15 protein-coding genes are annotated in these 23,460 nt (G+C 62.8%); 9 read left to right on the forward strand and 6 right to left on the reverse strand.

Going from position 1 to position 23,460, the window contains the following annotated elements; genetic code table 11:
• Positions 1 to 54: 54 nt before the first annotated feature.
• The gene (locus tag AUJ55_04195; GenBank protein OIO59129.1) at positions 55 to 2,514 is read left to right on the forward strand and encodes a hypothetical protein; all 2,460 of its coding nucleotides are present in this window, start codon (positions 55 to 57) and stop codon (positions 2,512 to 2,514) included.
• Positions 2,515 to 2,518: 4 nt separating this feature from the next.
• Here AUJ55_04195 and AUJ55_04200 read toward each other — a convergent pair whose 3' ends face one another.
• Complete coding sequence (locus AUJ55_04200; protein ID OIO59109.1) at positions 2,519 to 3,895, reverse strand: alkaline invertase; 1,377 nt, start codon at positions 3,893 to 3,895, stop codon at positions 2,519 to 2,521.
• 141 nt (positions 3,896 to 4,036) lie between these two features.
• Here AUJ55_04200 and AUJ55_04205 point away from each other — a divergent pair, with 141 nt between their 5' ends.
• Positions 4,037 to 5,947, forward strand: coding sequence for a hypothetical protein (locus AUJ55_04205; GenBank protein ID OIO59110.1), 1,911 nt, complete (start codon positions 4,037 to 4,039; stop codon positions 5,945 to 5,947).
• On the opposite strand, the gene AUJ55_04210 is transcribed toward AUJ55_04205, so the two are convergent.
• The 4 genes from AUJ55_04210 to AUJ55_04225 form a co-directional block, all read right to left on the reverse strand.
• A complete protein-coding gene (locus AUJ55_04210) occupies positions 5,934 to 6,881 on the reverse strand; it encodes a hypothetical protein (GenBank protein ID OIO59111.1) in 948 nt (315 codons plus the stop codon). The genes AUJ55_04205 and AUJ55_04210 overlap by 14 nt on opposite strands.
• Before the next feature lie 75 nt (positions 6,882 to 6,956).
• Positions 6,957 to 8,849 (reverse strand): ABC transporter ATP-binding protein, encoded by a 1,893-nt coding sequence (locus AUJ55_04215; GenBank protein ID OIO59112.1) that lies wholly within the window; start codon positions 8,847 to 8,849, stop codon positions 6,957 to 6,959.
• 87 nt (positions 8,850 to 8,936) lie between these two features.
• On the reverse strand, positions 8,937 to 9,140 hold the full coding sequence (locus AUJ55_04220; GenBank protein OIO59113.1) for a cold-shock protein: 204 nt from the start codon (positions 9,138 to 9,140) through the stop codon (positions 8,937 to 8,939).
• 221 nt (positions 9,141 to 9,361) lie between these two features.
• Positions 9,362 to 12,316, reverse strand: a complete 2,955-nt coding sequence (locus AUJ55_04225) for a peptidase M16 (GenBank protein ID OIO59114.1) — start codon at positions 12,314 to 12,316, stop codon at positions 9,362 to 9,364.
• 173 nt (positions 12,317 to 12,489) lie between these two features.
• Here AUJ55_04225 and AUJ55_04230 point away from each other — a divergent pair, with 173 nt between their 5' ends.
• From AUJ55_04230 to AUJ55_04255, 6 genes are all read left to right on the forward strand, one after another.
• Positions 12,490 to 13,710, forward strand: coding sequence for a hypothetical protein (locus AUJ55_04230; GenBank protein ID OIO59115.1), 1,221 nt, complete (start codon positions 12,490 to 12,492; stop codon positions 13,708 to 13,710).
• 97 nt (positions 13,711 to 13,807) lie between these two features.
• Positions 13,808 to 14,437 carry a hypothetical protein gene (locus AUJ55_04235; GenBank protein OIO59116.1) on the forward strand — a complete coding sequence of 210 codons (630 nt, stop codon included), beginning with the start codon at positions 13,808 to 13,810 and terminating at the stop codon, positions 14,435 to 14,437.
• Positions 14,437 to 15,738, forward strand: a complete 1,302-nt coding sequence (locus tag AUJ55_04240) for a hypothetical protein (protein ID OIO59117.1) — start codon at positions 14,437 to 14,439, stop codon at positions 15,736 to 15,738. The genes AUJ55_04235 and AUJ55_04240 overlap by 1 nt, the downstream gene beginning before the upstream one ends.
• A 23-nt stretch (positions 15,739 to 15,761) precedes the next feature.
• Positions 15,762 to 16,202, forward strand: a complete 441-nt coding sequence (locus tag AUJ55_04245) for a hypothetical protein (GenBank protein ID OIO59118.1) — start codon at positions 15,762 to 15,764, stop codon at positions 16,200 to 16,202.
• Between the two features lie 22 nt (positions 16,203 to 16,224).
• On the forward strand, positions 16,225 to 17,091 hold the full coding sequence (locus AUJ55_04250; protein OIO59119.1) for a hypothetical protein: 867 nt from the start codon (positions 16,225 to 16,227) through the stop codon (positions 17,089 to 17,091).
• 3 nt (positions 17,092 to 17,094) lie between these two features.
• Positions 17,095 to 20,190, forward strand: coding sequence for a hypothetical protein (locus tag AUJ55_04255; GenBank protein OIO59120.1), 3,096 nt, complete (start codon positions 17,095 to 17,097; stop codon positions 20,188 to 20,190).
• A gap of 77 nt (positions 20,191 to 20,267) precedes the next feature.
• On the opposite strand, the gene AUJ55_04260 is transcribed toward AUJ55_04255, so the two are convergent.
• A complete protein-coding gene (locus tag AUJ55_04260) occupies positions 20,268 to 20,480 on the reverse strand; it encodes a hypothetical protein (protein OIO59121.1) in 213 nt (70 codons plus the stop codon).
• 7 nt (positions 20,481 to 20,487) lie between these two features.
• On the opposite strand from AUJ55_04260, the gene AUJ55_04265 reads away from it, so the two are divergent.
• On the forward strand, positions 20,488 to 23,325 hold the full coding sequence (locus AUJ55_04265) for a hypothetical protein (GenBank protein ID OIO59122.1): 2,838 nt from the start codon (positions 20,488 to 20,490) through the stop codon (positions 23,323 to 23,325).
• The last annotated feature ends 135 nt before the right edge of the window (positions 23,326 to 23,460 follow it).

Genomic DNA, 23,460 nt, shown 5'->3' on the forward strand with positions numbered 1-23,460 from the left:
TTGATCGCCATTCTGTTGGTTGCCGCCCTACTCACGACCGCCATCGGCCATCTGATCGACACCGGGGTCATTCTGGCGGTGGTGGTGGTGAATGCCGTCATCGGCTTTTTTCAAGAGCACCGGGCCGAACATGCCATCCGTGCACTCGCCCGCCTTTCGGCCCCCCAAGCGCGGGTCGTCCGCGACGGGGAGGAGACGATGCTGCCCGCCGCCGCTTTGGTTCCGGGCGACATCCTGATGTTCGAGTCGGGTTCGATCCTCGCTGCCGACGTGCGACTGATCGAGGCGGTACGGCTGACGGTCGATGAGTCGCTACTCACCGGTGAATCGCAGGGGACCGACAAACACACCCACCCCATCCCCGGCCTGAACCTTTCCCCCGGCGACCGGCGCAACATGGGGTTCATGGGCTGCACGGTGCAAAGCGGTCGGGGGGTCGGGGTGGTGGTCGCCACAGCGCGCAACACCCTGCTGGGGGGGATCGCCGATTCGATGCGGGCCGCCCTGCCACCCCCGACCCCGCTGCAAAGCAAGATGACCCGATTTTCCAACCAGATCGCCGTCGGTGTGGTGGGGCTGGCGGTACTGACCTTGGGGGTGGGGATCGCCCTAGGGCAGGGGTGGACCGAGATGTTCCTGGTGGCGGTGGCGCTGGCGGTATCGGCGGTTCCTGAGGGGCTGCCCATCGCGGTCACCGCGACCTTGGCCATCGGCATCCGCCGCATGGCGCGGCAACACGCGATCATTCGTCGTCTGCCTGCCGCCGAGACCCTGGGCTCAACCACGGTGATCGGATCCGACAAAACCGGCACGTTGACCCTCAACGCCATGACGGTGCGCGCCCTGTGGACCCCGGCGGGCCACTACGCCGTCAGCGGCGAGGGGTACAACCCCGAGGGGGAGATCCACTTCCAGGGGGCGCCGGTCGATCTGAGCCAACACCCGGCGTTGACCTGGCTGCTGCGCATCGGCGCTCTGGCCAGCGAGGCCCACCATCTTTTAGATGAAACGACCGGGCAATACCGCATCCAGGGTGATCCCACCGAGGTGGCGCTGCTGGTGCTGGCCCGCAAGGGGGGAATGCCGCCGCAGGGATTGAGGATGACCGCCCCCCAATTGGCCATCCTACCCTTCGAATCGGAGCAGCGGTTGATGGCGACCCGCAACCGTTGGGACGACGCGGCGGTGGTGCTGGTCAAAGGAGCCCCCGAAGTGGTACTGCCCCGTTGTATCGGGGCCATCGACCCAAGCGGAGCGACCACACCCATTGATCGCGAAGCGGCGCTGGTCACGGCCCACAACCTGGCCGGAGCTGGCCACCGGATTCTGGCACTGGCCTACCGCCCCGATCTGACTTCGACCACCCTCGATGCAGAGGAGCTGGCCGGACTGACCCTCGCCGGCTTGGTCGGCATTGAGGATCCCCCTCGGCCTGAGGCCATTGCAGCGGTCAAGCAGTGCAGACAAGCGGGGATTCGGGTGTTGATGCTGACCGGCGACCACGGCGCCACCGCCGCGGCCATCGCCCACCGGGTGGGGATCGTCGACCGACAGGACGCCAGGGTGATCGACGGGGCGATGCTGGCCGAGATGGACGATGACGCCCTCGACGCGGCACTGACGGGGGGGGCAAATCTGTTTGCCCGGGTCAGCCCGCAAGACAAATTCAGGATCGTCGACCGCTTCGTTGCTCAAGGAGAGGTGGTCGCGGTGACCGGCGATGGCGTCAACGACGCCCCGGCCTTGAAGAGGGCCCACATCGGGATTGCCATGGGCAAGGGGGGGACCGACGTGGCGCGGGAGGCGGCCGACATGGTGATCGTCGACGACAACTTCGCCACCATCGTCGGGGCGGTGCGGGAGGGGCGGATCGTCTTCGACAACATCCGCAAGGTCACCTTCTTCCTGGTTTCGAGCGGCGTGGGGGAGATCCTCACCATCATCGCGGCGTTGGCGCTGCTGCTACCGCTCCCTTTTCTGCCGGCCCAACTGCTCTGGCTCAATCTGGTGACCAACGGCTTTCAGGATCTGGCCCTGGCCTTCGAACCGGGGGAAAAGGGGGTCGAGCGCCGCCCCTCGTTGGGACTCAAAGCCCCCATCCTCGACCGGGTGCTGCTCTGGCGATTGTTGTGGGTGGGGCTAACCCTGGCGGCGGGAACCCTGGGGCTCTTCGCCTGGAGTCTGGCACAGGGGGGAAGCTTGGCCCAGGCGCAGACCATGGCGCTGACCGTCATGGTTCTTTTTCAGCTGGTTCACGCCTTCAACTGCCGCAGCGAAACCATCTCGGCCTTTTCGATGAATCCGACCGGCAACCGGGTGCTGTTTTTCTCGGTGGCGGTGGGAATGCTGGCGCAAATTGCGGTGGTCTACTGGCCCCCCTTGCAGACTGTCTTTCGCACCGAGGCGTTGACCGCCTGGCAGTGGCTGATGGCGACAGGGGTCGCGCTGAGCCTGGTGGGGGTGGTGGAGCTCGACAAGCTGATGCGTCGCCGCTGGCTCCGGCGCGGCGACTGAATCCTCAGCCCTGTTCGTCCGCCGCCACCAAACCCAGCCGCACCGTTGCCTCGGGGTCGTCCAAAATCTTCTTCGCCAAAATCAGCGCCGCCGCGCTCCAGGTTTGAAAGAAGTTGGCCCGCCGCCCCACCAACCGCCCCCGGATGCCGTCGTAGTACTCGGGCCATTGCTCCCCCGGCAGCACCGCCGCCGCTTGATCCAACGCCTTTTGGGCCAGATCGCGCCGTCCATGAACCGAGGCGGCCGCCACAAAGGGCCAGAGGATCGTCGGCCAATTGCCGCCATTGTGGTACGACCAGGGGGTGTTTTTGGGGTCGCATCCGGTCATCAATCGCCACTCCTCCCCCTCCATTGCCGGGTAGAGAATCTTGACCGGCATCTCCCCGATGAGATCGTCCCAACGAGCCTGATACAGATTGAACAGATGTCGACTGTGCTCCGTTGACATCAGCCCCGACAACGCCGCCAACAGATTGCCCTGGGCAAAGAAGCGGAAGTCGATCCGGCCCGGCCCCACATTCCCCACCATGTAACCCCCCTCGTTGGGGAGCCATTCCAGGAGCCATTCCGGGATCGACTCGGGATGGATGTTCAGGGCATTGCGGTTGTCCTCCTCCCCGAAAACCTCGGTGGGATAGCGGTGAATTTGGTTGAGCCGCGCCAGGTCGAGCCAGTAATAACTGCGCACATAGGACTCAAGCTCGTCGCGCCGGGCGGCCACCATCGCCCGCAACGCACCGTGTTCCTCATCCCCCAACGCCAGCAACTCCAGGGCAGCATTCAAGGCACTATGAAAAAGGGCTTGGATTTCTAGGGGATGGCCATAGACCCCCATGCGACGGTCGATCATGAAGGCGCCGTCGGGGACCAACAGGGTGGGAAAAACTTCGTAGCGGTCGCGCAAGCAAAGGTTGAGGATCATGCGGATTCCCCGCTGCACCTCGGGACGGGCGACGAATGGGTCGTCGCCGCTGATCCGTCGGTAGGCCCGCAGCAGAATCAACCACCACATCATCGAATCGACCGGGGCCACCCGCCCAATGGCGCGGTTGCCGAAATCGGCATGAACCTCCTCAACCCCATCGCGCTCGACCATCTTGAAGCTGGCCGGCATCACCCCGGGCAAGGTTTTGTGGCCGTCGGGGGTTTCGAGCTGGTCGCGGATGTCGAGGACCAGCGCCAGAAAATTGCGCACGATTTCCGGTCGACCATCGAGCAGGTAGACCAACCCGACGGGGACGAAATCGCGGACAAAAACCTCGGCATAGTTGGGGGCAGGGGCGGCGGGGTCGTGGCTGGCGATGGTTCCAACTGGCTCGCCCCGAAGGTGCACCACCGCCTGTTCCAGTACTTGGTAGGCCTGATTGACAATCGTTTGCATGGCCCCTCCCTTCGGGAACTCGGTTCAGCGTAAGAAACGACCTCTCGATGCGACACCCACAAGGGAGGCGCCGATTGATTCGCCGCTTTGTCGACGTTCATCCCAAGGTCCCACCCGGCTTTCGTGCTGAAAGGAAAGTCCATGAAACCCTGGTTTCGCTCCCTGACGGTGCAAATCTCAGCCGCCATGATGTTGATTTTCACCCTGCTGGCCGGGGCCATCGGCTTCACCCTGTACGAGGTGGAGCTGCGCAAACACGATTACGTCATCCTCAACCTAGCCGGGCAACTGCGGGTGATCGCCCAGACCATGGTGGCCGACAGCACCGCCTACAGATCGTTGATGGCAGGGGGTTGGATGAACAGCGACATCCTCTATCTGCAAGGGCTGCGCAATCAGATGACCAAGTACGACGCCATCATCGCGGCCTACCAAAAGCGGACCCTCCCCGCCGAGTTAACCGGACTCGACGAGCCCCTGACCTGCTCCTGGAACCGGCAAAGCATCAACCAACTTGATCGCACCGCCGCCGTCTGGTTCGGCTTTGAAACCCGACTGAAAACCATCATCGGGCGCGAGCCCACCCCCGAATCGCTGCGTGCCGCCGCCGACGCCATCATCGACCAGCGCCAAATCCTGATGCAGGTCTCGGGCGACCTCACCGACGCCTTCCAGCACATGATGGAGGGCAAACTCAAAATGTTGGCTTGGATCAACCGGCTCGATCTGGGAATTTCGCTGTTGGTGGTGATCGGGCTACTCACCTTGCTGCGCCGCACCTTTATCGCTCCGCTGAATCGGGTGATGGCGGGATTGGCGCGGGTATCCCAGGGCGATTTCGCAACCTGCATCGAGGTGGGGCACCGCAACGAGATGGGGGGGATCGCCCAGGGAATCAACCACCTCACCCAGCGGCTGGGGGTGCTCTTTCGGCTGACCGACCGGATCAACCAAGCCACCACCCTGGAGGCGAGCCTGCGCTTCGTTGCCCAGGAGATCCCCCCCCTACTCCCCCTCGACTGGATCGGGTGGTTGAGCTTCGATCCCCGACTCCAGCGTTTTCAATTGGAGCGAATCCATACCTCCAGCTCCACCACCTTACACGAGGGGGACCGTTTCGAAGCGTCGGAAACCCTGCTCCTGCAAGCCCTGACCCTTCGAAAACCGCTGCACCTGTCTGACCTTGCCCAAACCGCGGCCCAACGGAGCGATACCGCCCCCTTCGCCCGGGTGCTGGCAGCCGACGGCCGCGGCTCCGCGCTCTTCTACCCCCTGGGGCAACCGGAGGGATGGCAGGGGGTGCTGGTACTCGCCTCACGCTCCCCCCATGCCTACAACCAGGAACAGCTCGAACTGCTGGCCAACATCGCGGGGCAACTCGGCCACGCCTTCGAAAAAACGGTGGTGACCGAGAGTCTGTTGATTTCGGCCCTGGAGGGGCTGGCCAAGCTGGCCGAAAACCGGGATCCCGAAACCGGAAATCACCTGATCCGCATGAGTTTGTATTCGGTGTTGATCGCAGAGCAGGTCAGCAAGGAGGGGGCTTACCAAGGCAGCTTTAATGCCGAGGATTTAAGGGCTCTGGAGCGGTTTGCCCCCATGCACGACATCGGCAAGGTAGGAATCCCCGACGCAATTTTGCTCAAGGCGGGCGGGCTCACCCCTGAGGAGCGGGAGACCATGAATCTTCACCCGACCATCGGGGGGCAGGTGCTGCGACGCAGCGAGGAGCAACTGGTGGCGCTGGGGTATCCGGTATTTGCCATGGGGATCGAGATTGCCGAGGGGCATCACGAACGCTTCGACGGCAAGGGGTATCCGCGGGGGGTTGCGGGTCGGGCGATCCCTCTCACCGCCCGGATCGTGGCACTGGCCGACGTTTTCGACGCCCTGACCAGCAAGCGCCCCTACAAACAGGCCTGGTCGGTAGAGGAGGCGCTCGCCTGGATCGGCGGGGAGAGCGGTGGGCATTTCGATCCCGAAGTGGTGGCCGCCTTCGAACGGGCCCTACCCAAGATCTTGAAGGTTTATGAACGACTTAAGCACGTGTAGCCAGGGGGCGTTCGATCTTTCCGTGCTCCCCCCGTACCCGGTTGCGTCCCCCCTCTTTGGCCTCGTACATCATTGAATCGGCCAACTGCACCAAATCGTTGGGCCGCAAGCTCTCTTGAGGCACGAGGCAACCGACCCCGATGCTGACCGTCAGCCAGGGGCCAACCCGGGAATCGCGGTGTTCGATCTGTACCGTCTCAATCTGGCGACGGCCTTGCTCGGCGATCTGCATGGCGGTTTCGAAGTTGGTTTCGGGCAGGAGCACCGCGAACTCCTCCCCCCCATAGCGGGCCACCGAATCGGCAGGCGAGCGCACCACATACTGCTCCAGCATCACCGCCACCGAACGCAAACACTTGTCGCCCAAAAAGTGCCCATAGAAATCGTTGTAATGCTTGAAAAAATCGACATCGACAAAGAGCAGGGAGAGGGGGCGGTTCTTACACTCGCAGCGGTACCACTCCCGATGTAGCGCCTCGTCGAAGCGACGACGATTGGGAATACCGGTCAGACCGTCAATGAAGGCCATCTTTTCAAGCAGATCGCGCTGCCGCTTGAGGTCGAGATGGGTACGCACCCGAGCCCGAACGATGCCGGGGCTGAAGGGTTTTTTGATGTAGTCGACCGCCCCGAGCGAAAGACCCCGCTCCTCATCCTCGGTCGAGGTGTTGCTTGAGATGAATATGACCGGGATGTGGCGGGTGGCGTCGTCATCTTTGAGGGTCTGACAAATTTGATAACCGTCCACCCCCGGAAGATTCACGTCGAGCAGCACAAGGTCGGGAAGATCGGGCGCCCTGAGGGACGCCAAAAACACCTCGCCGCTACGCAGGTGCTCGACCCGGCAAAACCGGCCCAAGATCTGCGAAACCACGGTGGCGCTGAGCAAGTCGTCTTCAACCAGAACAACGTGCGGTTTGTTAACCGACTCCATGGACGCGGTCCTCGCTGTCACAAAAAGATACGCAATGTATGCCCCCCTCGCCGGGGGCGAGCTATGTTGGATGCACTATACCAGTTTCTCTAAGCTCTCCCAGCGTTCAAGCGCCGCCAGAAGCTCCTCTTCGATCGCCACGACCCGGCTTGTAGCCTGGGCGATGACCTCACCCGATTGTTGGTAAAATTCGGGATCGCTCATCTGCTCGTGCAACCGTTGTTGCTCTTGTTCCAATGCCTCGATCCTCCCCGGTAGCCTCTCCAACTCCTTTTGTTCCTTGAAACTGAGTTTCTTGGTGCGCTCAGGGGTTGGTTTTGCGGTCGGCGCCGCCGGTTTGTCGGGTTGCGCCGATCCTTGCATCGGAGCGGCGGGGCGCTGGCGCAGCCAGTCGTCGTACCCCCCCACATATTCGTCAACCCGCCCCTCCCCCTCGAAAACCAGGGTTGAGGTGACCACGTTGTTGAGGAAGGCTCGGTCGTGGCTGACCAGCAACAGGGTGCCACTGAATTCCAGCAGCCGCTCCTCCAACATTTCAAGGGTCTCCACATCCAAATCGTTGGTCGGTTCGTCCATCACCAACACGTTGAAGGGCTTGGTGAAAAGTTTGGCCAGCAAAAGGCGGTTGCGCTCCCCCCCCGACAATGCCTTGACCGGCTGGCGGATTCGGTCGGGTTCGAAGAGAAAATCTTGTAGATAACCGACCACATGACGGGTTTGCCCCTGAATGACCACCCGGTCGGCCCCCTCGGCCACCGACTCCTGCACCGTCGCCTCCTCGTCGAGCTGGCCGCGCATCTGATCGAAGTAGGCGACCTCGATCCGGGTACCGAGTTTGATCTTCCCCTCGGTCGGCTGAAGCTGCCCCAGCAGCAGTCGCAGCAAGGTGGTTTTGCCCGCCCCGTTGGGGCCAACGATGCCGATCTTGTCACCCCGCATCAGGGTGGTGTTGAGATCCCGGATGACCCTTTTGCCGTCGGGGTAGGCGAATCCGACCCCCTCGGCCTCGGCGACCAGAGCCCCTGAGCGCTCGGCCTCGACCACCTTGAGTTTGGCCTGTCCGCTGAGGTTGCGTCGTGCTTTTCGCTCTTCGCGCATCGCCTCAAGACGGCGGACCCGACCCTCGTTGCGTGTGCGCCGGGCTTTGATGCCCTGGCGGATCCATACCTCCTCTTGGGCCAGACGCTTGTCGAATAGGGCGTTTTGCTGGCTTTCGGCCTCCAACAACTCCTGCTTGCGGGCCAAGTAAGTGGCGTAGTCGCCGGGCCAGGAACTCAGCCGACCCCGGTCGAGCTCGACGATCCGAGTCGCCAACCGCTGCAAAAACATCCGGTCGTGGGTGATGAACAACAGCGCCCCACCAAACCCTTTGAGGAACCCCTCCAGCCAGTCAATGGCGGCGATGTCCAGGTGGTTGGTCGGCTCGTCGAGCAGCAGCAGATCGGGATCGGTCACCAGCGCCCGCCCCAGCAGAACCCGTCGTTTGAGTCCCCCCGACAATGCGGTGAAGGGGGTGTCGGCGGGCAGATCGAGTTTGGAAACCACCGTTTCAACCCGCTGCGGCAGATCCCATCCCCCCTGAGTCTCGATTTGGTGTTGCACCTTCTCAAGTTCGTTCAGGAGCGACTCGTCCCCTCCTTCCGATAGGGCATGGCCGATCTGGTGATAGCGGGCCAGAAGACCGCCCGCCGCCCCCAATCCCGAAGCGACCACCTCGAAGACGCTCCCCTGAAGGTCAAGGGGGATCTCCTGGGGCAGTTGAGCAACGCGCAGCCCGGAGGAGCGCACGATCTCCCCGGCGTCAGGCAATATTTGGCCGGTCACCACCTTCATCAAGGTCGATTTGCCCTGGCCGTTGCGACCGACCAGACAAATCCGTTCCCCGGGTTCGATCTGTAATGTTGCCCCCTCCAACAAGGGGGGGCCGCCAAAGCTCAGGGTGATGTTTTGCAGGGAAAGCAGCGCCATACTCAAATTACCGATTCATCGCGAAAGACAAAAAAAAACCGAGGCCGAAGCCCCGGGTTAATTTGGTGCGTTTGTGTCTACCGAGGATCAGACCTTGCGAACCTCGGCCGCCTGCAGGCCTTTCGGGCCCTGGACGATCTGGAACTCAACGCGATCATTCTCGCTCAGGGTTTTGAAACCCTCGGATTGGATGGCAGAGAAGTGAACAAACACGTCCTCACCGCCGTTCTCAGGGGAAATGAAGCCAAACCCCTTGGCATCGTTAAACCATTTCACGGTGCCGATCGCCATTGATGCATCCTCCTTGGGAATGACCGCGTACAGCCTGTGGTACCGTCTGTTCCCGAAAAATCTTTTAAACAACGGTCGTGCGGCTGGCGAACTACACGACCAAACAATATTCCCGAACATTCGGGAAACGGCGGTACATTGGCAGCAAACCCTGAAGGGTGCAAATGGTTTGATGCTTTGACGCGGTGAAAAGATGAAACAACCCCGTTCAACATCCCAGATCAAAGAACCACCGGGTTTAAATCTAGGGATGATCCTTGGTTATCTAAAATGCTGCGACTGGTCACCACCGCCGTACTGGCATGTTCGGGTTGCAGATAGGTAGCGGCGACCCGACGCAAGTCCTCTACGTTCACGGCAAGCACCCGGCGCCGCAGCCCCATGCGCTGCATGGGGGTACGACCGTGCAGGGCGGCGTGGTACCCCTTTTTTGCCTCCCCGGCTGGCGAACCCGGCTTATCCATCGAAGCGATTAAGCCCAAGATCGACTCCTCCACCTGCCGCCATTGCAAATCGCCCGACGCAACCCATTCGATGGCTCGATCGAAGTCGGCCAGGGTCTCACTCAACCGGGGATCGCGGTAGGAATAGAAACGAAACGCCCCAGCATCACTACTGTAATTGGCCCCACCACCGTAGGCCCCTCCCTGTTCCCGGATGGCCCGATGCAAAAAGCCGTTGCGCAGCACCCCGGCGAGCACCATCAGGGGTGCGGCGTCGGGATGTTCAACCGCAACGCCGGGGTAGGCCTTGGCGCAAAAGCTGACGTCGGTACTGGTGAGCCATGCCTGCCGCACTTGGGTGGGCACCCCCTTGGGGGCGAACGGGAAGATCTCCCTCCCCACTACCGCTTGCCCCCATTGCCGATCCATCGTCTGTTGCAGCGGGTCGATCTGCCCCGCCTCGCCGATCAACAGCAGGCGACGGGGGGCGCCGATCAAAGCCTGATGGATTTGGCTCAAGCCAGCGCTGAACGCCTCGATCCCCTCGCCCCGACTGAGCCGTTTATCCAGCCGCTTGAGTTCTTGTATCGAGGCCAGCCCGCTCCAGCGATGGTCGAGGGCCGCCGAGGGGCTCATCCCCTGGCTGGCGGCGTTCATGGCATATTGGTGGCCGTTGCGCACCACGCTCTCCTCACCCATGGAGCGCAGCTGAGAAACCAGCTCTCCCAAGCGTTCGCGCTCGTCGAAGCGAGGTGCCGAAAAGGTGCGCTCCAATAGCTCGGTCATCGCCCCACCGTTGCGGTCGAGTGCCTTGGCCGAAAGGACGAAAAAGCCTTTGGTCCGATCAAGATCGTCGATGGCACTGCGCACCCCGCAACTGGCATGGATGCCGCCGCTGACCAGCGCCTGCCAGGCCTGGGTTTCCCGGTAGCTGCGCCCGTCGACCCCCACCTCGGTGAGCAGATCGGTATAAAGCGGCAACCACTCCACCAGTTCGTCGGGCAGATCAGGAAGCTCGACGATAGCCTGCTCGTAGACCAAACCGTTGGTTCCCTGGGCGTAGCGGGTCAGCGGCATTCCTGCCGCAACCCCCTGCTCCCCCTCGACCACCTTGATCCCGGCAGGAATATCCTCGATCCCCACTTTGGGCAAGGTTCCGGGGTCGTCCTGCCGGTTTTGCCGTTCCTCAAGTGCCTGGTTGAGCTCGATCCACCCTTGCCGCTCCTCGGCGCTCATGGCCCCCACCTGTTCGGCAACCTTCGTCTGCTCGGCCTCCATCCGATCCCGGCTCAGGTCGGGATCGGGCTGCATGGTCAGGCGGACCCGGTGGGGGTTGTCGAGCAGCAGACGGCGGACCAAACCGGGGATGTAGGCCGGATCTTCGATGCGACTGCGCAGGGTTTTGAGGATGGGATCGATCTCCAGCGCCTGGGCCGGATCGCCCCCATGCAGCGCCGGGGTCAACGCCCGCAGGATCAACTGCAAACCGTAGGGGAAGCGGTCGCCGGTGATCTCGCGCTGCGACAGTTCCAACTGATGCAACACCGACTCGACCAACTCGGGATCGACCCCATCGTGGGCGACCTCATTCAGCACCCCCAACACCAGATCCTCCACCGCCTGGGCATGCTCGGGTTCGGAGCCTTCGACCCCGGCGGCGAAGACCATCTCGCGGATCGAATCGTCCAGACCACACACCGGCGAGGGGCCGGTGCCCAGGTCGCTGGTCTCAAGCACATGGCGCAGGGGGGAGGCGGAGTTGTCGAGCAAGATGCCTGTGAGCAGGTGGCTTTCGAGCAGCTCTAGGGGATCGGCGCAGCGGCCCAACAACCAACCGAGCACAATGTGGGTTTTTTCAGCCAACCCACCCCCTTCGCCCCCCTCTTCCTCTTCCTCCTCGTCCAGGGGGTAACGCGCCTCGACGGTGGAGGGGGCGGTTTGTCGCCGCTCGTCGGGAATCGCCCAATCGCCGTCGAGTCGCTCGAACCGCGACAGTGCCAGCCGCTCCATCGTCGCCTGATGTTCGGCAGCGGGGATGTTGCCGAAGGTCATGAAGATGGCGTTGCTGGGGTGGTAATGGGTGGCGTGAAAAGCCTTGAGCTGCGCCCAAGTTAGATTGGGAATCTCCGCCGGGTCACCACCGCTGTTGTGGTGGTAGGTGGTCGTGGGGAAGAGGGCAGTTTGCAGCTCCTGCCACAGAGCACTGGTAGGCGAGCTCATCGCCCCCTTCATCTCGTTGAAGACCACCCCCTTGATCGCCCACTCCCCCTCGGGATTGGCCAGATCGACCGGCGCCAGCCGGTGCCCCTCTTGGGCGAAATCGAGCCGGTCGAGGCTCGGGAAGAAAGCGGCGTCGAGGTAGACCTCAAGTAGATTGTTGAAGTCTTTTTTGTTCTGACTGGCGAAGGGGTAGGCAGTCCAATCGCTAGAGGTAAAAGCGTTCATGAAGGTATTCAAGGAGCGGCGCAGCATCATGAAAAACGGATCGCGCACCGGAAAACGCTCGCTGCCGCACAGCGCCGTGTGCTCCAAGATGTGGGCCACTCCGGTGGAATCCTGGGGCACGGTCAGAAAGGCAACGAGGAAGGCGTTTTCGTCTTGGTCGGCCGCCAGATGTAGATGACGCGCCCCAGTCTTGATGTGGCGGAACTCCTGCAGGGTGAGATTTAACGTGGGGATGAATTCACTTCGCACCGCCTCGAAGGCGGGGTGATATCCGACGGTTTCGGTCATGGTTCTTGTGTACCTTCAATCACTTAAGGGGTGTGAAACCTGAATAAACGTTCATTTGCAGGGGCGGGGGTCCAACCCCAAACTCAAAATCGAGCACTTGAACTACCTGCCCCCTTTGTCCCATCAGGTCGATCCCTCCTCCTGACGGACCATAAGGGTAAAGGAAAACCCCCATGCGGATCGAACGTCGCCTTGAACGCAGCATCCACCGGGCCCTCTATCGCTATTTCGGCGATCTGTCCCAGGCCGACGAGCGCTTACTGGTCCTGACCCGCCTTGCCACCGGCTTGGGGATCGTTCTTTTTCTCAGCTTTGGCGCCTTCTACCTCTCCCAGGGGCTGGTTCTTCTCGGGCTGTTGAAACTCTCGGTCGCCCTGGTGCTGGCCTTGAATCTGCGTTTGCTGCGCGGCAAGGAAGACTTGCTTGCGGTGAGCAACCGCACCCTGCTGGTTCTGCTGGCTTTCTTCCTCTTTTTGCTGCTCAACGGAGGATATCAAGATACGGCGCCGGTCTGGTTGGCCGGGGTCATCCTGGCCTGTTTTGCGCTGCAAGGCATGGCGCGGGGGATCGTCTGGACCCTGGCCTTCCTCGCCGCCCAGGTTGCCGTCGCCCTGGCCCAATGGGGGGGGTGGATGCATTCCCCGTTTCCCCTACCCACCTTGCTCTATCTGATCGGGGCTCAGTTCAGTCTGGCCTTTCTTGTGGTGCTGTATGAGGGGCTTCGCAGTCATGGAGACTGGCTGCACAAACGGCAATCCTGGGAGCTGACCCGGCTCAACCGTCGCCTGAGCCGCACCCTGCATGCCCAGAAACAAACCGAAGCCGAATTGCTGGATACCCAAGAAAAGCTGCGCCACCAGGCCCATTTCGACCACCTGACCCATCTGCCCAACCGGGTGCTTCTTTATGATCGTTTGCACCAAGCGGTGAAGCAGGCAAGACGTGGCAAGCACCAACTGGCGGTGCTCTACATCGACCTGAATGAATTCAAACGGATTAACGATAGCCTCGGACACCAAGCGGGCGATTGGGTATTGCGCGAAGCGGCCCGCCGCCTACGCCGCACGCTGCGCGATTCCGACACCGTTGGCCGCACTGGAGGCGATGAGTTTATTGTGTTGATCCCCCGCATCGCTCACATCGATGATGCCCTGATCGTCGCCGACAAGATCCTCGACGAATTTCAGCGCCCCTTCCCGCTCCCCTCGGGTGATCGACCGGTCGGCATCAGCATCGGCATTAGCCTGTTCCCCGACCACGGGCACGACGAAGATTTACTACTGGCCGCCGCCGACAAAGCGATGTACGCCGTCAAACGCAGCGGCAATTCTGGCCGTTTGCTCTACACCCCCGACCCCCGCTTCACCCCCCAGACCTCTTCGACCTTGCAGTAAACCATACCGACCGGTCGGTTTTGTCGTTGACATCGTCTCAACGGCTCATAACATACCGACCGGTCGGTTTTTTAGTTGTCAGCGTCGGGAGACCCCCATGTTCTGTTGCAAAACCCCCAAACAAGCTCGTTCTGAAGAAACCAAAGAGACACTACGTGCGGCGGCCCTTGAGGTTTTCTCAGAACAAGGGTTTCACGGCACCACCCTCGACGCGGTGGCCAAGCGGGCCGGCGTTTCGAAGGGGGCCATCTACTGGCACTACCCCAGCAAACAGGCGCTGTTCGCCGACCTGGGCGCCCTTTGGGAACAGGGGATCGAAACGATGTTGGCCGAAATCGAGGCCAGTCAGCCCGACCCCATCGAGCTGCTGCACCGGGTGCGGGCGCTGATGGTGGGCCAGCTTTTCGACAACCTGACCCTCATCAAGGCCTCGTTCGCCTTCTACGCCCAGGCGGCCAACGACGCCGAACTGCGCACCCTCTGCCATGCCCAGATCTCCACCTGGCAAAAGCGGTTGAGCACCTGGTACCGGGCTGCCCTGGGCGCCGAGATCCCCGAGGCCACCCTCGCCACCCTGGTCGACCTGACCATGCTCACCTTCGACGGCGCAGTCTTGCGAGCCACCTGGGCCTGCGACCTGAGCCCAGAGCGCATCGACCAAGCCTTTTTGCAGCTTTTGACCCCCTATCTACCCTCGGAAACACCCGAGGCAGGAGCAACCCCGTGATGCGCCGCATGTTGGTTCTTGCCGCCGTTTTAGCCGCCCCCATCGCCCACGCCGCCCCCCTGCCCCTGACCTTGGAGGATGCCTGGACCCGAGCCGAGGCCCACTCCCCCACCCTGGCGGCCAAAGTCGCCGAGGAGGAGGGGGCGGCCGCCATGGTCAGCGAGGTCGAGGCGGCGGGTCGCCCCCAGATCTCGGTCAGCGCCAAGGCGGTCGCCCTGGATCACCCCCCCACCACCGAGTTCGACCTGAGCGCCTTGGGGGGGGGCGGCGGCAAGATGAAGGTACCGATGGGGGATCAATACTGGGCCGAGGTGGAGGCCAAGGTGCAATGGGTGATCGACCTGTTCGACCAAATCGGCGCCGGGGTCGATGCCGCCGAGGCGGGCCGTACCGCCAAGGCGCTGGAGGTCCGCGAGGCCCGCGCCGCCCTGCGCCAGGATTTGGTGCGCGCCTACATCGGCCTCAAGAGGGCAGGCACCATGCTGGGGGTCGCCCTGGCCTTTGAGGATGCGGCCCAAAGCCATCTGCGCACCGCCACCGATCTCTTCGAGCAGGGGATGATCCCCAAAAACGATTTGCTTCGGGCCCAAGTGGGGCTGGGGGACGCCGAGAACGCCAAGATTCAGGCGCAGCACGGGGTCAAGTTGGCCCAGGCCAATCTCGACCGTTTGATTGGGCTGCCCGCCGGAACCGAAATCGACCCAGTCTCCGAGCCCCTGGCCACCCCCCTGCCCGACGATGCCAAACCGTTCAGCGACCAAATCGAGGCGCTGCGCCACGCCATCGAGGCCAGCCAAGACCGCATCGCCAGCCTCGAATCCCAGGGTTACCCCACCGTGTTCGTGGGGGCGAGCTACACCAACAAAACCCAGCAGAACAGCACCAACGTCTACCCTCAGGTGGTCTCGGGGTTTGTCGGCATGAACTGGAACCCCGATCTTGAGGGGAGCCGCAGCGCCAAAGTCGCCCAGGCCCAGGCCGAACGGCAGCGACTTGAGGCAACCCTGCGCGATGCCGAGGAGCAGGTGGCGTTGGCAGCCCTGAGCTACCGGCTCGATTTCGAGGCGGCCACCGCCCAAGAAAAAGCGGCCGCCACCACGGTGCGCTCCGCCGAAGAAAACCTGCGGGTGGTCTCGGAGCGGTTTTCTCAGGGGCTGGCGACCTCCACCGATGTGGTCGAGGCCCAAAGCCTGCTGGCCAAGGCCCGCGCCGACCAGGCTCAGGCCCACTTCGACAAGGCCGAGGCCCGCGCCCGCTGGGCCCGCATGGTGGGCCAACTGTTGCCCGATCCGGTGCAATGATCGTTCTTTGAAAGGAGGTCGCGATGGAACTGCGTACCGAGATCGAAATTCACGCCCCCGCCGCCATCGTCTGGCGGGTGCTGACCGACACCGCCGAATACCCCAAATGGAACCCCCTGATTGCAGGGATCTCGGGCGATTTGAATGCGGGAAGCCAAATCGAAGTCGCCTTTTACAAGGGGGATGGCTCGCACCGTCTGCTGCGACCGGTGGTTCAACAGGTCGAACCCGGGCGCTACTTAAGCTGGAAAGGGCACCTGTGGATACCGGGGCTCTATCACGGGGAGCACGGTTTTGAAATCCGTCCCAGTCCGCGTGGTGGGATTCACTTCATCCATCGCGCCATGTTCGGCGGGCTGTTGCTGCCGGTGCTCCGCCACAAATTAAGGGCGGTGACCCTGCCTGGCTTTCGGGCCATGAACCGCATGGTTAAGGATCGGGCCGAAACCATGGCGATGGCCTGACCCCCTTGGTTCATCTCGACCTTTGCACATCTTCAAATGGGTGCGGCGCACCCCCCATCACCAACACGTCACCGGAACGATCATGACCTCTATCAAAATGCTCGCCCCCCTGGGGGCCCTGCTGCTCGCCCAAAACGCCCTAGCCGTCGAACTGCCGGCGACTTTGGAACCTGCCGCCACCGCCCGTCTGTACGTCAAGGCCTCCGAGACGATCACCGCCATCACCTACGACGTGGGCGACCGGGTGGTACGGGGCGATCTGCTGCTCACCCTCGATACCCGCGCCATCGCCGCCCGTCTGGCCCAGGCCGAGGCGGGGCTGAAATCGGCAGGCGCCAACATCGGCCAGATCGAGGTGCAACTTGCCCAGGCCCGGCGCGACCGGGAGCGGATCGCCCAACTGGCGCAAAAAGGGTCGGCGGCCACCCAGAAACTCGAAGAGATCGAGATGCAGTTGGCGGGTCTTGAGGCGGGACTCAAGGCGGCCCAGGCGGGACGGGATCAAGCCGAAGCGGCGGTCGCCGAAGCCAAGATCGCCTTGGAACAATCGAAACTGGTCGCCCCCTTCGACGGGGTGATTTCAGAACGGGTGCGCGACGTGGGCGACATGAGCGAGGCGATGAAACCGCTCATCACCGTGCTCAAAATCCGCCCCCTCAAGGCGGTGGCCCACCCCCCCGCCGCCGCATTTGCCCTGTGGAAGCCGAAAACCCCGGTGGTGATCCGAGCCCAGGGGCAAACCCTGAGCGGCACCATCACCCGCCGCGCCCCAAACGTGGACCCGGCCACCCGCACCTTCACGGTGGAGATCGAGCTGCCCGAGGCGCCCGAGGGGGTGATTCCGGGGCTCTTCGCCACCGTCGAATTGGCTCCGGCTGCGGGGGAATAAACCATGCAAATGGCCGATTTTTCGATCCGCCGCCCGGTTGCGATCTGGGTGGTCACCCTCTCCATCATCCTGGCGGGGTTATCGAGCTTTTTTAAACTCGGGGTCGACCTCTTCCCCAACGTCGACATCCCCATCGTCGCGGTGAAAACCCTCTACCCCGGCGCCGATACCGACATCGTCGAAAGCCGGGTAACCAAGATTCTAGAGGACGCCGTCTCGGGGATCGGGGGGATGAAGCACCTCTACTCGGTCTCGTCCGACTCGGTCTCGATCCTGACCTGCGAATTCGAGCTCGGGGTCGATTTCGACATCGCCGCCCAGGATGTGCGCGACCGGATTTCAGAGGCGGTCGGGCAGCTCCCCGAGGGGGCCGAGATCCCGGTGGTGAGCAAGTTCGACATGGATTCCCAGGCGATCATGTCGTTCTTCGTCACCGGCAACATCGATTCGGTCGCTTTCGGCGATCTGGTCGAAAAGCGGATTAAAGACCGGATCAGCGGCCTGCCGGGGGTGGGTGGGGTCAACATGGTCGGGCGGCAGGAGCGGCAGATCGAAATCTTGCTCGACCGGGGCCATCTGCAAGCCTACGGCCTGAGCGCCGACGACGTGGCCATGGCGCTCAAGGTCCATCCGGTCAAGATCCCCTCGGGCCGGTTGCAGGCGCTGGATCGGGAATACGGCTTCTACCTCGATGGGGAGTATGACGACCCGCAGGCGCTGGCCGACATCGTGGTCAGCGACCGGGGGGGACGGGTGATTCGGCTGGGGGATGTGGCCAAGGTGCGCGACGGCGCCGAAGAGGCCCGTTCGTTCGCCATGCTCAACGGCAAACCGGGGATTTTGGTCGAGGTGCGCAAGCAGAGCGGCACCAACACCGTGGCGTTGGCCGCCTCGGTCCACAAGGCGATGGACCAGGTGCGCCAGGAGCTGCCGCAGGGGATCGAGATCTTCGATGCCTCCGACATCTCGGTGTTTGTGAAACGCTCCATCGACGAGGTTTTTTTCACCCTGGGAATTGGGGCGCTGCTGACCATCCTGACCATCTTCGCCTTCCTGGGGGACGGTCGGGCCACCTTCGTCGCCGCCCTGGCACTGCCCGCCGCCATCATTGGGGTTTACTTCCCCATCGAGATGGCCGGATTCACCCTGAACAACATGACCACCCTGGCGCTGTCGCTCTCGGTGGGGCTGCTCATCGACGACGCCATCGTGGTGTTAGAGAACATCTACCGTCACAAGGCGATGGGCAAGGCGCCCCGGGTGGCGGCCAGCGAGGCGGTGAGCGAGATCGGCTTTGCGGTCATCGCCACCACCGCCGCCATCGTGGCGGTCTTTATTCCAGTCGCCTTCATGGCGGGGATGGTGGGGCAGTTCTTCCGGGAATTCGGGCTGACGGTGGCGATGGCGGTCGGGATTTCGCTGCTGATGTCGCTGACCCTGACCCCGATGCTCGCATCACGGGTGTTGGGGGACGAACCGACCAATCGCTGGGCGAAAATGATGGGAAAAATCCATCACACCGCCGCCGAGCGCTACCGCACCCTGATCGGTTGGGCGCTGCGTCACCGGATCATCACCATGGCGATTGCGGGCGCCGCCTTCATGGCCACCTTCGCCATCCTCCCCATGGTCCCCAGCGAATTCCTCCCCCCGCAAGACAAGGGGCAATTCAACGTCGAGGTGCAACTCGCCCCCGGCACCCCCCCCCAAGAGACCCAGCGGGTGGTCGAGGGGGTGCAGGCGGCCATCGGATCGATCCACGGCATCGCCTACACCGCCGCCAGCATCGGCTCCGATGCCCGAGGCCAGGTCGAGATGGCTAAGATCTACGTCAAACTCACCGACGCCATGCTCGAACCCCGGGATTCCCAAGATCTGATTATGGATCAGGTCCGTAAGGCGATTCCGCAACTGCCGCCGGGGGGGAAATCCTCGGTCATGCTGATCGGCGACGTCGACGCCGGAGGCTCGCAGGCGCCGGTGCAATATGTGTTGACCGGCCCCGATTTGGACGAACTGGCGGCGACCTCGGCCAAAATCCGCAAGGTGATGGAGCAGAGCGGCGGCATGGTCGACATCGACACCAACCTGTCCGACCCCCGTCCCGAAATCCGCTTCGTTCCCAACCGCTTGGCCCTGGCCGATGCCGGAATCGGCGAGGCACAGTTGGGGCAGACCCTGCGCTGGCTCAACGCCGGGGCCGACGTCATCACCCAATACCGCGAAAAGGGTGAACTGGCCGACATCGTCATGCGGCTCAAACCTGAAGACCGGCGCGATCCGGCTCAGTTGACCGCCATGAACATCCGCACCCCCGACGGACGGCTGATCCCCATTGCCAATCTGGTGACGGTGGTGCATGGCGACGGCCCCACCGTCATCAACCGCACCGACCGCAGCCGGTCGATCCTGATGACCGCCAACCTCGCCCCCGGTTACCCGCTGGGCGACGCCATCAAGGTGGTCAAAGACAAGGAGAAGGAGCTATTGCCCCCCGGCGTGCAGGGCAAGTTCGCCGGGTTTGCCGAAATGATGGAGGAGACCGCAATCAATATGGGGCTCACCGGTCTGGCCATCGTCTCGGTGATCTACCTGGTGCTCGCCTTCCAGTTCGAGTCGTTCCTCTATCCGCTGACCATCATGATGTCGATCCCGATGGCGCTGGTGGGGGCGGTCGGCTTCATCTTCGTCACCGGTTACTCGCTCAACATCTTCACCATGATCGGGATCATGCTGCTCATGGGACTGGTGGCGAAAAACGCCATTTTGCTGGTCGATTACACCAACACCCTGCGGCACGAGGGCAAGGAGCGCAATGCGGCGCTGATCGAGGCGGGGGCGGTACGGCTGCGTCCGATCTTGATGACCACCCTGGCGATGATCGCCGGCATGCTCCCCATCGCCCTGGGGGCCGGCCCCGGCGCCGAAACCCGGGCCCCGATGGCGGTCGCGGTGATCGGCGGACTCGTCACCTCAACCCTGCTCACCCTGGTGGTGGTGCCAGTGGTTTACAGCCTGATCGACGGGACGAAAAACCGGGTGGGACGAAGATGGAACGCACTGTGGCAGCGGCGTAAAACCGTGACCAAAGAGGGGTAATCAGCGGGGGGATCTTCGGATCCCCCCTTTTTTTCGCTCGCTGAAGATTGCTCGGTTTGCCCTTTGTAAAGCAGGGCCTAACCGAAAAAGCCCCTCCCCCCAAGATCGTCGATCTTGAAAGTGCGTGTGAAACCGAAGGGAAGTCGGTATTCGGGTCCGGTGAAACTGTATTCAATGCGGCTGGACCCTCCTGATTCAGCGACCATGCGATAAATACAGCGCCCTACCGGATCCGGTGGGGCGTTTTTCTTGGCCACTGCCTCCACCGACCCCAACGATGGAACCCCCATGTCCCCTATGTTGAGCGGCCCGGTCGCCTCCTGGCGCTCCCTCGATCCCGCCACGATCCAGCGCCATCAGCTACTCAACCTGATTTTTTTGTTCGCGGTGGGCAAGCTGCTGCTCAACCTGCCGATCACCTGGCTGGAGACCGGACTGATCGTCGGTTTCGCCATCGCCGTCGATCACCTGCTGATCTACCTCAAAGCCCGTCGCCTCGATTTTTTCTCCTACTCGGCGGTCAACACCGCCCTGGGGGTCGCCTTTTTGCTGCGGGCGGTCGAGTTCGAGATCTACCTGATCGTCGTTGTCCTGGCGCTTGCCCAGAAACACTGGCTGCGCATCGACGGTCGCCACTTTTTCAATCCCTCCAACGTGGCGGTGGTCGCCGGACTCATGCTCTTCCCCTACGCCACCTACACCACCCCCGAACAGTGGGGGGGGCAGTGGTGGCTCGGGGCGGCGATGACGGTGCTGGGGCTATTCATTACCTACCGAGTCGGGCGGGTTTTGATCCCCTTGGTTTTCACCGCCGCCTATCTGGCGCTGACCTACACCTTCATCACCCACAACACCACCGAGATCCTCTTCACCCTGGTGTCGGGCAGCTTTTTGCTCTTCATCTACTTCATGCTGACCGACCCCCGCTCCACCCCCGACCACCCCGGCTACCAGATCCTCTACGCCGTGGCCATCGCCACCCTGACCACCGTCCTGGAACCGACCTTCGGCGCCCGCGACATCACCATGTTTTTGGCGCTGTTCATCGTCAGCATGTTCGTCCCCTTGATGCGGATCGGGCAGGCGCGGCGCGCACATGCTTGGCGCTACGTTTTGGGGGGGGTGGCGGTCGGGGTGGCGGCGGTCGCGTTTTCCCCCCTCAACACCCTGAACCAACTCCCCACGACCAGCGCCGTCCAGGTTGAGGCGCAGGCGCCGGATGCGGCCAGCGACGAGGTCGCCCTGCCCAGCGAGCCCATCGCCTGGAATGGCCGACCCGATTGGTACCAAACCCGGTGGGAGGATCCCCACGCCGTTTCGGCCCCCCTCACCCCCCAACCCCGGGATCACGGCTTTACCCGCATTTCGGGGGTGCTCGATCTGCTAACCCCACGGGTGCGGCGGCGCCATATCGGCATGGACTACACCTACCATGGCCCCATCTCCGCCGGGGACATCAACCACGACGGCAAGCTTGATCTGGCTTTGGGCGTTTTGGGGCGGGGGCTGACGATTCTGATCAACCGGGGCGAAGGCTCCCTCTTTGCGGCGACCGAGCAGCTCTTCGAGACCGTGCCCAAGGGGAACGTCGATCAAATCGCCCTGGCCGACTTCGACGGCGACAGCCACCTCGACCTGCTGATTTCGTTCAACCCCTACGAAGATCCCACGGCGCCGCCCAATCGGCTCTACCGCTTCGATCCCGCGAGCCGCACCTTCGTCCTGGCCAAGATGTTCCCCCATCCGGTCCGGGCAACCCTGGGGGGGGACGCCCTGATCGACATCAACGGCGACCGCATCCTCGACCCCTACATCGCCCTGGCCCACGACTGGCACAAAGCAGACAAACCGCCCTCCTCCTACATGCGTTCCGACGGGGTGGCCAACCAGTTTTGGATCAGCGGCAACGGCGACTGGCGCGAGCGCAAAACCGAGTATTTCCCCCAGCCGTTCGAGGAACATGCCGGGATGACCGCCATGTTCACCGACCTCAACGGCGACGGACGACCCGACTTTTTGCTCGGCAACGATCTGCAACCCGATCTGAGCTACTTCATGGGCGCCGATGGAATCTTTGCCCTGATCCCCAGGCGCGACATCGAATACAACAGCTTGACCAGCATGGGGTACATGGGGATCGACGCCGACAACGACGGCGCCCTGGAGATTTGGGAAAACAGCATCTCCCTCGACGTCCTGACCCTCCGGACCCGTTACGGCGAATACCTCAGCGCCGAGGTGGACGACGATCTCTTCACCCCCATCGTGCGCAACCAAGATCTGCTGTCCCATGACTGCACCCAACTGCGCCCGGGGCTGCATCGCGACCTTTGCCTGGAGCTGCAAACCTTCCGGCGGGCGGTGCGAACGGGGGATCGGGCACTGTGCGACCAGGTGGTCAACCAGGAGGAGCGCAACCGCTGCCGCTACTTGGTCGACAACCCTGCCTACAGCCTCGCCCACCCCGAGAAGTTCAAACAGGATGTGGAGCGATTCCCCCGCAAGGTGAAGAAGAACATCCTGCTCAAGCTCGCCCCCGACGGTCGCTACCTCGACGTGCTGGGCAACGACAACGCGGCGCTCACCGGCTGGTCCTGGGCCGCCTTCCCCTTCGACCTGGACAACAACGGTTTTCAAGACCTTTTCATCACCACCGGGATGGCGATTTCGGCGGGCAACGCGGTTTCGGCGCTGCTGATGAACCACAGCACCCCCGGCCACCCCTCCCTGGTCAACCAAGCCAGGCTCTACGGGGTCGATTTCCTCGACGAGGACCGGGGGGTGATCGCCGCCGACCTGGATGGCGACGGCGACGGGGATCTGGTCATCAACAACCTCTACACCCCCCCCATCCACCTTGAAGGGCGCTTCGGCGGCGACGCGGTGGTGGTGGAGCTGCGTTCACAGCGGGGGAATTACTACGGCATTGGCAGCCGGGTCGAGCTGCGCACCAACCGAGGGATTCAGGTGCGGGAGATGGCGGTCGGCGGGGTCTGGGACAGCATGCAGCCCCAGGTGCTGCACTTCGGACTGGCCGAAGGGGAGAAGATCGACAGCCTGACGGTGCGCTGGCCCTACGGGGAGAGCACCACCCACGAGATCGAGCCCAACCGGCATTACGTGATCTACGACTAAGAAGCGCTGATTAAAGGCCTTCTGCCATTAATCGGCGTTTCCCTAGGAGGCTGTCGGACTTGAGCGTCCGTAGCGAGCCGAGTGGGGAATCGAGGCCAAATTTTCACGGTTTTGAGGATCATAGTGGTGACTATG

This window comes from Proteobacteria bacterium CG1_02_64_396, assembly GCA_001872725.1.
Classification (GTDB): Bacteria; Pseudomonadota; MNWR01; order CG1-02-64-396; family CG1-02-64-396; genus CG1-02-64-396.